This is a genomic window from Nocardioides sp., assembly GCF_041913365.1.
In the GTDB taxonomy this organism is placed as follows: domain Bacteria; phylum Actinomycetota; class Actinomycetes; order Propionibacteriales; family Nocardioidaceae; genus Nocardioides.
Genome location: NZ_JAYSFM010000003.1, coordinates 96,812 through 109,222, shown reverse-complemented (window position 1 = coordinate 109,222; position 12,411 = coordinate 96,812). Strand labels below are relative to the sequence as shown.

Genomic DNA, 12,411 nt, shown 5'->3' with positions numbered 1-12,411 from the left:
GACGTGGAGTCGGAGCGGATGGACCTCGGCAGCGCGGTCGTCGTCGGGCTGGCGCGCACGTGGGGCTCCCAGATGTCGGCCTTCGGGTCCCGGGAGGGTGCGCCCTTCCTGGTGTCGTACTCGGAGGAGGGCGAGCCTCGCGAGGCCCTGCTGCCCGGGCGAGGATCGGTGACGAGCGTCGCCGGCTGGGAACGGACTCTGGTCGTGACGCACGACGGCGAGCGTTGCCAGCGCTACGACGTGAGCACGCCGGAGCGCGCTCCCCTCAGCGTGGAGCCGGACGACTGCGACTGGACGGACGACGCCCTGCGCGGCCTGGACGAGGCCAAGCGGGTCTGGGTGGCCTGCGGCGACGAGGACCCGGTGTACGTCGCCCTGGACGACCACGGCTGGCTGCGCGGCATGGAGTTCGGCGACGGGGACTGGATGCCGGGCGCCGGCCTCCGCCTGGGCTCCCCGGACCAGCTGCCGCTGGTGAACCAGGGGGACTCGAGGATCCACCTCGCGGGGCGGTTCTCGTCCCCCGACGTCGACCCGTCACGTCCGACGATGTGGATGCTGGGGGTTCTCGGGGACGGCGACGCCAGGCAGATCAACGCCGACGTCCGCTTCACCGAGATCTCGGACATCAGTGACGGGCAGGGAGCCTGGTTCGCCGGCAGCCTCGACGGACGACCCCAGCTGGTCAGCTCCGAGGGCGACCTCGGGCCGGCGCCGCCGGTCGACCTCGACCCGATCGCACCGACCGTGCTGGTCGCCACGAGCCAGTACGACCACGACCCCTACAGCCTCCGGCTCGTGCTCCAGACCGTCGACGGGATCCAGCTCTGGACCTCGACCGCACAGGGCTGGCTCCACCAGGACCTCCCGGGCCACGTCCTCCGCGCCGCGCGCTACGACGACGCGTCCTCGTCGCTCTGGTTCATCGCCGACGACCAGCTCTGGCGCCTGGTGACCTGAGGCCGTCGCCGCGTCCGCCGCACGTGCGCACAGGTGTCCGACTTCTGGCCCTCGCGGGGCTTGTCGGAGGGCGACTTCCCGGACACGTGTGCGCGCCAGAGGCTAGGAGCCCCGCACGACCTCGAGAGCCTGGCGGGCGATCTCCCACTCCTCGTCGGTGGGCACGACGAGCACCGCGACCTCGGAGTCGTCGGTGGACACGGCGCGGGCGTCCGACGCCTGCGCCGGGTTGCGGGCCGGGTCGAGCTCGATGCCGAGCCGCGAGAGACCCGACAGCGCGGCGGCGCGGAGCTCGGCGCTGTGCTGCCCGACGCCGCCGGTGAAGACGACGGCGTGGAGCTCGCCGAGGGCGGCGTAGTAGGCGCCGACGTACTTGCGGACGCGGTAGGCGTAGACGTCGAAGGCCAGGGACGCTGCCCGGTCGCCGGCCGCCCGTCGCTGCGAGACCTCGCGGAAGTCGTTGGCGCCGGCCAGCCCGAGCAGCCCCGACTCGCGGTAGAGCGCGCGGTCGATCTCCTCCAGCGACCAGCCGAGCTCGCGGTGCAGGTGGCCGTGGATGGCCGGGTCGAGGTCGCCGGAGCGGGTGCCCATCACCAGGCCCTCGAGCGGGGTCAGCCCCATCGACGTGTCGATCGACCTCCCGCCGCGGACCGCGGCCGCGGACGCCCCGTTGCCGAGGTGGAGCACGACGAGGTTGGTGTCCTCGAGCGGGCGGTCGAGCAGCTCGGCAGCGCGCCGGGACACGAAGGCGTACGACGTCCCGTGGAAGCCGTAGCGCCGGATCCGGTGCTCCTCGCGCCAGCCGACGGGCACCGCGTAGGTGTAGGCGTGCTCGGGCATCGTCTGGTGGAAGGCGGTGTCGAAGACCGCCACCTGCGGCACGTCGGGGAAGAGCCGCCGCGCGACCGTGAGCCCCTCGAGGTTGGCGGGGTTGTGCAGAGGCGCGAGCGGGACGAGCTCCTCGACCGTCTCGAGCAGGCGGTCGTCGACGACGACCGGCTCGGCGAACAGGTCGCCGCCGTGCACCACCCGGTGGCCGACCGCCGCCAGGTCGCCCTGGTCGATCGCCGGGCCGTGCCGCTCGAAGGCGTCCATCGCCGAGCGCAGTGCGTCCTCGAAGTCCGCGATCCTGCGCTCCTCGGTGTGCTCCTCCCCGCCCACCGAGTGCGTCAGCGTGCCGCTGGACTCGCCGATCCGCTCCACCGACCCGGACGCCTCGGCCTCGCCCGTGGCACCGTCGAGCAGGCGGTACTTCAGCGACGACGACCCAGCGTTGAGGACCAGCACCCGTTCGCTCACGCGCGCTCCTGTGCCTGGATCGCGGTGATCGCGACCGTGTTGACGATGTCCCTCACCAGCGCCCCGCGCGAGAGGTCGTTGACCGGCTTGTTCAGCCCCTGCAGCACCGGTCCGACGGCGAGCGCGCCGGCCGAGCGCTGCACGGCCTTGTAGGTGTTGTTGCCCGTGTTGAGGTCGGGGAAGACGAAGACCGTCGCCCGCCCGGCGACCGCGGAGTCGGGCAGCTTCGTGCGGGCGACCGCGGCGTCGATCGCGGCGTCGTACTGGATCGGGCCCTCGACGAGCAGGTCCGGCGCCCGCTCGCGGACCCGTGCCGTCGCCTCGGTGACCTTCTCGACGTCCGTGCCGCTCCCGGACGTGCCGGTGGAGTACGACAGCATCGCGACGCGCGGCTCGACCCCGAACGCCGCGGCCGTGCGGGCCGACGCGATCGCGATGTCGGCGAGCTGGGTGGCGGTCGGGTCGGGGTTGACCGCGCAGTCGCCGTAGACCAGCACCTGGTCCTTGAGGCACATGAAGAACACCGACGACACGACCGACACCTCGGGCACCGTGCGGATCACCTCGAGCGCCGGGCGGATGGTGTGCGCGGTGGTGTGCACCGCACCCGACACCATCCCGTCGGCGAGGCCGAGCTCGACCATCATGGTGCCGAAGTACGACACGTCGACCACGATGTCGCGGGCCGCGTCGAGGTCGATGCCCTTGTGCGCGCGTCGCTGGTGGTACTCCCCCGCGAACCGCTCGCGCAGCTCCTCGTCGTACGGGCTGAGCACGCGCGCGGCCGACACGTCGATGCCCAGGTGGGCGGCCTTCGCGCGGACGATCATCGGGTCGCCGAGGAGCGTCAGGTCGGCGACGTTGCGGCGCAGCAGGATGTCGGCGGCGCGCAGGATCCGCTCCTCCTCCCCCTCCGGCAGGACGATGTGGCGGCGGTCCGCGATCGCGTCGTCGAGCACCTGGTGCTCGAACATCAGCGGCGTGACGACCGAGGTCCGCGCGACCTCGAGGCCGTTCATCAGCTCCTCGCCGTCGACGTGGTCCGCGAAGAGCGTCAGCGCGGTCGCGATCTTGCGCGGCGAGTCCTTGTCGAGCCGGCCACGCCGGTTGGTCAGCGCGGTCGAGGTCGCGTGCGTGCCGAGGTCGGTGGCGACGATCGGCAGCGCGACCTCGAGGCCGTCGAGCAGCCGGTCCACCTGCTCCGGCAGCTCGAGCCCGCCGTTGAGCACGATGCCGGAGATCTGCGGGAAGTTCGCGGACTGGTGGGCGGTGAGCACGCCGAGCACGACCTCGGGACGGTCGCCGGGCGTGACCACGAGCGCGCCGTCGAAGAGCCGGTCGAGGACGTTGGGCAGGGTCATCGCCGCGACCACGAGGCCCGGCACCTCGCGCGTCAGCTGCGACTCGTCGCCGCGCACCAGGTGCCCGTCGCACGCCGCCATCAGGTCCGCGACCGAAGGCGCGCTGAGCAGGGGCTGCTCGGGCAGCGCGAAGGCAGGTACGCCGTCGCGGCGCAGCGCCGCGGCCGTGCGTTCCGTCGCCGACGGGTCGACGCGGTTGGCGATGATCGCGAAGAGCGAGGCGTGGTTGGCGGCGAGCTCGGCCTCCGCCATCGCAGCCGCGGTGCAGAGCTGGGACACGTCGCGGCCGTTGCCGCTGAGCACCAGCAGCACCGGTGCGCCGAGGTTGGCGGCGACCCGGGCGTTGAACGCGAACTCGGCCGGTGCCCCGACGTCGGTGTAGTCGCTGCCGACGATGACCACGGCGTCGCTCTGCTCGGCGACCCGGTGGTACCGCGCGACGATGCGCTCCATGGCGCCGTCCGGGTCGGCGTGCACGTCGTCGTAGCTGACCCCGGCGCACTCGTCGTACGTCAGGGCGACGGCGTCGTGCGAGACGAGCAGGTCGAGCACGTAGTCGTGGTCGTCGTCCGTCGAGGCATCGGTGCGGACCACGGGGCGGAAGACCGCGACCCGCGCCACGCGGCGGGACAGCTGCTCGAGCACCCCGAGCGCCACGGCGGACTTGCCGGTGAACCCCTCGACCCCGGCGACGTACACGCTGCGTGCCATGGGCCGAGCGTAGCGACTCGGTCCCGGGTGGCTCCAAGAGCGCCCCAAGCGCCGCACAAGCGCGTGCCGCGAGCGTTCGGGCCACTCGACGACGACGTCGAGGCGACCACTCCGGAGGAGCCACCATGTCCCGATTCCTGTACCTGCTCGGCCGCGCCTGCGCCGCCCATCCCTGGCGGACGCTCGTCGCCTGGGCGGTCGTCGCCGGCGCGGTCCTCTCCCTCGGCTCCGGCCTCGGCGGCGAGCCGCGCGACGACTACGACGTCCCCGAGGCCCGCGCGCAGGTCGGCATCGACCAGCTGCGCGAGCACCTCCCGGCCGCCGGCTACACCAGTGCGCAGGTCGTCGTCCACGACCCCGACGGTGCGGCCCCGAGCCGGGCAGCGCTCGCCGACCTGACCCGGCGGCTCACGGCGATGCCGCACGTGCTGACCGTCTCCGAGCCGCGTTCCTCCCCCGACCGCGACACGGTCCTGCTCGACGTTGCCTACGACGCGCCGATCACCCACCCCGACCTGATGGAGAACCTCGCACCGCTCGAGGAGGCCGTCGCGCCCACCGTCGCCACCGGCCTCGAGGTCGAGCTCGGCGGCGAGCTGCCCGGCACCGGCGCCGCCCCGATGAAGGGCTACGGCGAGCTGATCGGCGTCGTGTCCGCCCTGGTCATCCTGGTGCTGGCCTTCGGCTCGGTGGTCGGCGCCGGCCTGCCGATCGCGGTCGCGCTGACCGGCCTCACCGTCGCCAGCGGCGGGGTCCTGGTGCTGGCCGCCACGATGGACGTCTCCACCGCCGCCCCGATGGTCGCCAGCATGGTCGGGCTCGGCGTCGGCATCGACTACGCGCTGCTGATCGCCACCCGGCACGGCGAGTACCTCCGCGACGGCCACCCCGTCGCCGAGGCGGCCGGCCGCGCGGTCGCGACCGCAGGTCGCTCGGTCGTCTTCGCCGCGGCCACCGTGCTGGTGTCCCTCATGGGGCTGCGGCTCTCGGGCCTCCCGGTCTACGCGTCCTTCGGCTTCGCCACCGCGATCACCGTCGTGGCGGTGATGGCTGCGGCGGTCACGCTCGTGCCCGCGCTGTGCCGGTTCGCCGGTCGCCGGCTGCTCCCCCGGCGGGAGCGTCGCGGGCGCGCCCGTCGCACCCCGCTCACCGCCCGCTGGGCCGAGCGCGTGGGACGTACGCCGCTGCCGTGGGCCGTCGGCGCCGCGCTGGTGATGGTGCTGCTCGCGCTGCCGGTGCTCGACATGCGCACCTGGCCGCAGGACCCGTCGTCCCAGGCGCCCGACCTGTCCAGCCGTCAGGCGTACGACCTGGTCGCGGAGGAGTTCGGCCCCGGATTCAACGGGCCGTTCACGATCGTCGTCGACCGCGAGCAGGTCGGTGACGCGGAGACGGCGACGCTGGCCCGCACGCTCGGCGAGCGCGACGGCGTCGTGGCGGTGACCCCCGCGAACGTCTCGCCCGACGGCGCGCTGTCGGTGTTCAGCGTGGTGCCCGCCTTCGGCCCGACCGACGAGCGCACCCCCGACCTGGTCGACGACGTACGTCGAGCGGTGCCCGAGGGCGTCGAGGTGACCGGCTCCTCGCCGATGTTCGCCGACATCGCCGAGCTGCTGGCCACCCGGTTGTGGCTGGTGATCGGCTTCGTCGTCACGCTCAGCTTCCTGCTGCTCGCCCTGGTGTTCCGCTCGGTCGTGGTGCCGTTGAAGGCGGCCGTGATGAACCTGCTGAGCATCGGCGCGGCGTACGGCGTCGTGACGGCCGTCTTCCAGTGGGGCTGGGGCGCCGGGCTGCTCGGCCTCGACCACGCGGTGCCGGTGTCGAGCTGGATGCCGATGCTGATGTTCACCATCCTGTTCGGGCTCTCGATGGACTACGAGGTCTTCCTCCTGTCGCGGGTCAAGGAGGACTACGAGGCGACGGGCGACGCGCGCGGCTCGGTCGTGCGCGGGCTCGCCTCCACCGGCACGGTGATCTCCTGCGCCGCCGCGATCATGGTGGCCGTCTTCCTCGGCTTCGCGACCGAGGTGGACGTGCTGCTGAAGATGCTCGGCCTCGGGATGGCCTCGGCGATCCTCCTGGACGCCACCGTGGTCCGCATGGTGCTCGTCCCGGCGACCATGTCGCTGCTGGGCCGGGCCAACTGGTGGCTCCCGTCGTGGCTCGACCGGCTGCTGCCGGGCGTGCGCGCCGAGCTCACCGAGGCCGACCTCGCCGGGCTCGTCGACCCCGAGCGGGAGCTCGTCGGCGCCCCCTGAGGCCGCCGTGACAAGCCGGCCACAAGGGCGGCACAAGAGCCGTCGGGCGGGATGGAGCCATGGACACCATGACCCCTGCCGCCCGGCGGCTCACCCTTGCCATGACCACCCTCCTCGCCACCGACGCCGTCGGCGGCGTGCTGGCGGTGACCAACGACGTGAACACCTGGCGCACCGCGTGGAGCGGCGAGGCGCTGCTGGCGGCGCCCCTGCCGATGATCGTCGCCCAGCTGCTGTGCACCGTGCTGGCCGTGCGGTCGGGGCGACGCTGGGCCGCCGTGCCGGCGTACCTCCTGGCACTGGCCTGCCTCGTCTCCGTGATCAGCGGCTTCTTCGACGGCGGCCTGGCCAACGACGCCCTGGGTGGGGCGCTCGTCGCGTTCCAGGTCGTGCTGCTGACGGTGACGGGTGCGGTCGGGCTGGCCGCCGTCCTGCGCGGGCGCGAGCTGCACCGGCGGCAGGTCGCCCCGGCCGCCGCCTAGGTGCCGGGCAGCAGGCCCGTGAGCCAGTCGACGTACTCCGGCATGTCCCACGCCTTCGCCAGCGCGACCGCGGCCGTCACGTCGGCCTCCACACCGGGCTCGCCGAGGGTGGCCCGGCACAGGGCCAGGTAGCCGTCGAGGGGGCCGAGGGTGAAGACGGCGCCACAGATGGTGAGCCGTCCGGCGAACGGGGCGAGCACGTCGAGGGCGCGACGGGCGAGCTCGCGGTCGCCGGTCAGGAACGCCGCCTCCGCCTCGGTGCACCAGTCCCACACGCTCGCCCAGTAGGACACCGGCTCGTGCTCGACGGGGATCGCCAGGACCTCGGCCAGCTCCTCGGGGGTGCCGGCCCGCGACACCACCGCGTGCAGCAGGTTGGCCCCGGTGCTGTACTCGGCCTGGGCGGCCCGCAGGGGCTCGATGAGTGGACGCAGCTGCTCGGGCGACCACAGCGCCGAGATGGCGTACGCCGCCGCAGACTGCAGCTCCTGGTGCGGCACCGCGACCAGCGGGGCGGTCTGCCCGAGCTCGGCGAGCGCGGCGAGTACCTGCTCCTGGTCCCCGCGGATCGTCGCCAGCGACATCCGCAGCCACAGCAGGGTGAGCAGCACGTAGGGCAGGCGCTCGCGGCGGGCGATCCGCTCGGCCTCGGCGGCGAGCTCCTCGAACTCCTCGCGCCGGGCCAGCTCGAACGCGTCGACCGCGGCGGCGACCAGGTGCACGGCCTCGGCGGCGGCGTCACCGTCGGCGCGCGCCGCGGCCAGTCCCTCGGCGGTCCAGCCAGTACGCCGCTCGACCTCCTCGGGCATCCACATGGCCGTCCAGGCCGCGCGCGCCGCCCACCAGCGCAGGTGCGGGTCGGCGACCCTCCGCGCCAACGCCATCCCGCTGTCGACGAGGGCCGCCATCTCGACGCGGTGGTCGGGGTCGAAGTAGAGCTCGACGGCCAGCGCGAGCTGCAGCCGGGCCCGGGTGGGCAGGTCGTCGTCGGGCAGGTGCGCGAGCGCCCACCGCAGGTCGTCGACCGAGTCCTCGACCACCACGCCCGAGGCGTGGGGCTGCCACACGCAGTAGAGGGTGAGCTGGGCGGCGGCGCGTCCCACCAGCTCGGGCTGACCGAGCGCCCGCCCGAGGGCCATCCCCTCGATGGCGGCAGCCTCCACCTCCGGCCAGCGCGCGGCGTACGCCGCATCGGTGGCCAGCTCGAGCAGCAGGTCGTAGCGCTCGGCGTCCGCCGCGCCCGGCGACCGGCGGTGGGCGGCGAGCGCGGCCGCCCGCAGGTCCACCGCCTCCTTGAACGCCGTCAGCCGCCGCGCCTGGTCGGCGGCCGTCCGGGCGGCCCGCCAGGCGGTCTCCACGTGCGAGGAGCCCGCCGCGAGCCAGTGCCGGGCGAGCTCCGCGGTGCGCTCGGTGGCCGTCAGCAGGGCCGCGACCTCGGGCCGGGTCTCCAGGGCGTGCGCCACCCGCGCGTGCCGGCGCGCGGCCTGCGTGCCGGAGAGCGACGCCAGCACGGCGTCCCGGGTCAGCGCGTGGGCGAAGCCGAACTCCTCGACGTCGGTCTCCCGGACCAGGCCGGCCCGTTGCGCCGCCTCGAGGTCCGCCACGGTGTCGTCGACGTCCCGGTCGTCGGCCCCGGAGACGACGAGCACGTGGAACCGCTCGCCCACGACGGATGCCGTCTGCAGGGTCGCGAGGACGTCGGCGGGCAGGTCGCCCAGGCGGCGCGTGACGACGTCACGCACGGTGGCCGGCACCTCGGTGTCCGTGGCTCCCAGCCGGGCGAGCTCGATCAGGAAGAACGGGTTGCCCGCGGCTCGCTCGGCCCAGCGCGCGACGGCCGCGTCGTCGACGTCCGGTCCGCGCACCGACCGCACGAGGGCGGCCGCGTCGGCGGACGCCAGCCCGGTGAGCTCGAGGTGGAGCGCGTGCCGCCGCGCCAGCGCGTCGGCCGCGGCGGCGAGCGCCCCGGACGGCTCCGGGTGCGTGCGCCGGGTCACCACGAGAAGCAGCGGCAGGTCGGCGGGGGCGACGGACACCAGGTGGGCCAGGGTGCGCAGGGTCGCGTCGTCGGCCCACTGCAGGTCGTCGAGCACGATCGCCGTCGGGGCGGCGCGGGCGAGCCCCACCACCAGGTCCGCGACCAGATCGGCGAGCCGGAACGCCCGCTGCTCGGGGCTCGCCTCCGGCTCCCCCGGCGCCGCCGCAGGCACGACGAGGTCCTCGTCGGGCACGCCCAGGTCGCGCAGGACCGAGCGCCAGGGCCACAGGGGCGGCGCTCCGTCGTCCTCGGAGCATCGGCCGACCGCGACGACGAGGCCGTTGCCGCGGGCGGTCGCGACGAGGTCGTCGACCAGCCGCGACTTCCCGATCCCGGGCTCGCCGACCAGCTGGGCGGCGCCGAACGAGCCCGCCCGCACGGCCGCCACCAGTGCGGCCAGCGCCTCGCGCTCCGCGGTGCGGCCCAGGACGCCGCCGGCAACCGGCTCCACCGGGCCGTGGGACACCGGGATGGCGTCCGCCGTGGCCTCGGCGACCTCGGTCGCCGGGCGGGTCATCGTCGCCAGCAGCGCCGGCTCCTGCCTCAGGATCGCCTCCTCGAGCGTGCGCAGCTGCGCGCCGGGATCCAGGCCGAGCTCCTCGGCGAGCACCGACCGTACGGTCCGCAGCGCCTCCAGCGCGTCCGCCTGCCGCCCGGACCGGGTCAGGGCCAGCGCGTGGATCGCCCACAGCCGCTCGCGGAGCGGGTGCCGTCCGGTCGCCGCCTCGGTGGTCGACAGCACGGATGCGTGCTCCCCCAGGGCCAGCAGGCCGAGCAGCCGCGCCTCCTCGGCGCCCGCGCGGAGCTGCTCGAGCGCGGCCCGGTCGGCCAGCACGTCGGGGTGGTCCGGCAGGTCGGCGTACGGCTCGCCCGTCCACGACGCCAGCGCCGCATCGATCCCGTCGAGGGCGGCCACCACCTCGGCGCGGGTCGGCCAGGAGGTGTCGGGCCCGGTGGCGAGCTGGGAGTCCAGCGGCGCCAGCACCCGCTCCAGGTCCCGGACCTGCGCGGCGAAGGCGCGCGCGTCGACGTCCTCGTCCGGCACGCGGAGCACGTAGCCGTGGTCCGTCGTCTCGAGCACCGAGGTGGCCGAGCGCGCCGGACGGTCGGGCTCGAGCGACTTGCGGAGGCCGGAGATGTAGGCGTGGAGGGCGCCGTGGGCGGCGCGCGGCGGCTCCCCCGCCCAGACCAGGTCGACCAGGAGCTCGGCCGACACCGGCCTGCCCGGGCGCATGGCGAGCGCCGCCAGGACCGCACGCGGCTTGCGTGACCCGAGGTCGAGCCAGGTGCCGTCGTCGGCCGTCACCCGGCTGCTGCCCAGGACGCTGATCCGCACACGCAGACGGTAGCGGCGGAGGACCCAAGCGCGGCCCAAGCCGGCCGCAAGAGGTCTCCCGCAATCTCGTCCCATGACTGCTCAAGAGACCACCCAGATCAACCTCCCCGGCCAGACCCACGCCGCCGAAGGACCGCACGACCAGACCGGGATGTACGTCATGCACCACGCGTTCCGTCGCGACCTCACCACCTTCGAGGCCGCCGTCCGGCAGACGCCGGTGGGCGACCACGCGACGTGGCAGGCGCAGCAGGCCCGGTGGGAGCGGTTCGCGACCGTGCTGCACCACCACCACGAGGTCGAGGACGTCTCCATCTGGCCCGTGCTCGTCCGGCACGCCGCCCGGACCGAGGACGTCGCGGCACAGCAGACGCTCCAGGCGATGGAGGACGAGCACGCCGACATCGACCCCGCCCTCGCGGCGGTGCGGCAGGGCTTCGCCCACATGGTCGAGCACCCCTGCGACGACCACCGCAACGCCCTCGACGTGCACGTCACCGCCACCCGGGCAGCCCTGCTCGACCACCTCCGTCACGAGGAGACCGAGGCACTGCCCTACCTCCAGAAGGTGATGACCGCCGAGGAGTTCGCGGCCTCCGAGAAGGCCGCCGCCGCCGGCTACCCGCCGCGGCTGATGCCCTTCCTGCTCCCCTGGGTCGCCGACGGCCTGCCCGACGAGGTCGTCCAGCGCCTCATCGGCGGCGCCGGCCTGGCGTACGCCGTCGCGCTCCGGTTGTTCCGGCGCGGCTACCACCAGCGGGAGCGCCGCGCTTTCCGCTACGTCTGAGGCCCACGGCCCGGACGCCCGGTGCACGTGACCAACTGCTCCCGGCCCGAGGTCGATCGCCCCTGCCCATCCGTGTCCGCGAGGCGTTGGCTGGGGGTTGGGACGAGGAGGTGACGTCATGAGCGAGATGTCGAAGGCAGAGTCGATGAGGGCGGCCCGCGAGGCGCAGGACCATGTCGTCTCGTCGCCGCGCACGTCGTCGACGAGCGCGGTCGAGGCGGCGATGGAGCGCTACCTGAGCGCCGAGCAGTACCACGAGCTCAGCGAGGAGGCCCGAGCCGCCGAGCAGGAGCGGACCGAGCACGAGTGACCGTCCGGACCGCGATGGTCCCGGACATGCGAGAGGCCCTCACAGTCGGAACTGTGAGGGCCTCTCGAACTTTGTAGCGGGGGCATTGTTTGGTCCCGCGCACCTTGGCTTGTTCGGTCTGGTCATCCACGCTCACTTCCCTGGTCGTGCACCTGGTCGGCCCCCATCTGGGAGGTTCACGCCGGCGCGAATTCACACAATCGATCCGACAATCAGGGTGCCTCCCGCGTGCGCTGTCGCAATGGTCTGAGCTCCGTCTCCCTTGCCGAGCAACGGCGCTACCACCTCGTGCTGAGCTGATCCCATGCGTCCGGCCACCCCATCGCCGGACCCTCCGGCACCACCCCGGACTCCGCGAACGCCCGACCACGAGCCGTCGCGCCGATCGGGCCGGTGGTGTACGGGTCGCAGTAGGTCACGTCCGGGTTGTCGACCTCGCAGACCAGGCGCTCCCCTGCCAGCCATCCCATCAGGTTCGCAGACTCGGCCTCGTCCATGTCGATCGCATCCGCCACCGTCAGCGCCGTCGGCTCGCCGGTGATCGTCTGCGCGAGCAGCTCCTGCACGAACAACCGGCCGACGACGTCCCAGCCGGGCTTCTCTCTGCGGGCCACGTCAGACGCTGATGTTGTTCTGGTAGAGCACGTTCGCGGCCTGCTGTGCCTCTTGGTGGGCGTCTTCGGCCTCCTCCATCGCCGCGGCCGCCAGGCCCTCCACGGAAGACACTCGCGACGCGAGGGCCTGGAACGCCTTCGCCATCTGGTCGTGCCACTGCTGGTGGCGTCCCGCGTCGTTGTCGTCCACCTGAGCTGCGCATCCCGAACAGGTCCTCACGGACATGGTGATGGTTCCCTCCGTCATGGCCGACA

General features: G+C 73.8%; 10 protein-coding genes. 5 read left to right on the top strand and 5 right to left on the bottom strand.

What is annotated here, in order from left to right; genetic code table 11:
• Positions 1-3: 3 nt before the first annotated feature.
• Positions 4-960 carry a hypothetical protein gene (locus ACE3QY_RS08840; RefSeq protein WP_374455642.1) on the top strand — a complete coding sequence of 319 codons (957 nt, stop codon included), beginning with the start codon at positions 4-6 and terminating at the stop codon, positions 958-960.
• A 102-nt stretch (positions 961-1,062) separates the two neighbouring features.
• Here ACE3QY_RS08840 and ACE3QY_RS08835 read toward each other — a convergent pair whose 3' ends face one another.
• Positions 1,063-2,259, bottom strand: coding sequence for an acetate/propionate family kinase (locus tag ACE3QY_RS08835; RefSeq protein ID WP_374455641.1), 1,197 nt, complete (start codon positions 2,257-2,259; stop codon positions 1,063-1,065).
• A complete protein-coding gene (pta, locus tag ACE3QY_RS08830; RefSeq protein ID WP_374455640.1) occupies positions 2,256-4,331 on the bottom strand; it encodes a phosphate acetyltransferase in 2,076 nt (691 codons plus the stop codon). The genes ACE3QY_RS08835 and pta overlap by 4 nt, the downstream gene beginning before the upstream one ends.
• Before the next feature lie 125 nt (positions 4,332-4,456).
• Here pta and ACE3QY_RS08825 point away from each other — a divergent pair, with 125 nt between their 5' ends.
• Together ACE3QY_RS08825 and ACE3QY_RS08820 are read left to right on the top strand one after the other, a co-directional pair.
• The gene (locus ACE3QY_RS08825) at positions 4,457-6,589 is read left to right on the top strand and encodes an MMPL family transporter (RefSeq protein WP_374455639.1); all 2,133 of its coding nucleotides are present in this window, start codon (positions 4,457-4,459) and stop codon (positions 6,587-6,589) included.
• Between the two features lie 59 nt (positions 6,590-6,648).
• A complete protein-coding gene (locus ACE3QY_RS08820; RefSeq protein ID WP_374455638.1) occupies positions 6,649-7,071 on the top strand; it encodes a hypothetical protein in 423 nt (140 codons plus the stop codon).
• Here ACE3QY_RS08820 and ACE3QY_RS08815 read toward each other — a convergent pair.
• The gene (locus ACE3QY_RS08815; protein WP_374455637.1) at positions 7,068-10,445 is read right to left on the bottom strand and encodes a BTAD domain-containing putative transcriptional regulator; all 3,378 of its coding nucleotides are present in this window, start codon (positions 10,443-10,445) and stop codon (positions 7,068-7,070) included. The two genes, ACE3QY_RS08820 and ACE3QY_RS08815, sit on opposite strands and share 4 nt — an antisense overlap.
• A gap of 73 nt (positions 10,446-10,518) precedes the next feature.
• On the opposite strand from ACE3QY_RS08815, the gene ACE3QY_RS08810 reads away from it, so the two are divergent.
• Both ACE3QY_RS08810 and ACE3QY_RS08805 read left to right on the top strand, forming a co-directional pair.
• Entirely contained in the window at positions 10,519-11,232 is a 714-nt protein-coding gene (locus tag ACE3QY_RS08810) for a hemerythrin domain-containing protein (RefSeq protein WP_374455636.1), read from the top strand.
• A gap of 118 nt (positions 11,233-11,350) precedes the next feature.
• Positions 11,351-11,542, top strand: a complete 192-nt coding sequence (locus ACE3QY_RS08805) for a hypothetical protein (RefSeq protein ID WP_374455634.1) — start codon at positions 11,351-11,353, stop codon at positions 11,540-11,542.
• Between the two features lie 278 nt (positions 11,543-11,820).
• Here ACE3QY_RS08805 and ACE3QY_RS08800 read toward each other — a convergent pair whose 3' ends face one another.
• Both ACE3QY_RS08800 and ACE3QY_RS08795 read right to left on the bottom strand, forming a co-directional pair.
• A complete protein-coding gene (locus ACE3QY_RS08800; protein WP_374455633.1) occupies positions 11,821-12,156 on the bottom strand; it encodes a hypothetical protein in 336 nt (111 codons plus the stop codon).
• A gap of 1 nt (position 12,157) precedes the next feature.
• The gene (locus ACE3QY_RS08795) at positions 12,158-12,346 is read right to left on the bottom strand and encodes a hypothetical protein (RefSeq protein ID WP_374455632.1); all 189 of its coding nucleotides are present in this window, start codon (positions 12,344-12,346) and stop codon (positions 12,158-12,160) included.
• Positions 12,347-12,411 lie beyond the last annotated feature (65 nt).

Coding starts and splice junctions, on each gene's coding strand:
- ACE3QY_RS08810 (WP_374455636.1), top strand. CDS start 10,519: ATGACTGCTCAAGAGACCACCCAGATCAACCTCCCCGGCCAGACCCAC.
- ACE3QY_RS08805 (WP_374455634.1), top strand. CDS start 11,351: ATGAGCGAGATGTCGAAGGCAGAGTCGATGAGGGCGGCCCGCGAGGCG.
- ACE3QY_RS08820 (WP_374455638.1), top strand. CDS start 6,649: ATGGACACCATGACCCCTGCCGCCCGGCGGCTCACCCTTGCCATGACC.
- pta (WP_374455640.1), bottom strand. CDS start 4,331: ATGGCACGCAGCGTGTACGTCGCCGGGGTCGAGGGGTTCACCGGCAAG.
- ACE3QY_RS08825 (WP_374455639.1), top strand. CDS start 4,457: ATGTCCCGATTCCTGTACCTGCTCGGCCGCGCCTGCGCCGCCCATCCC.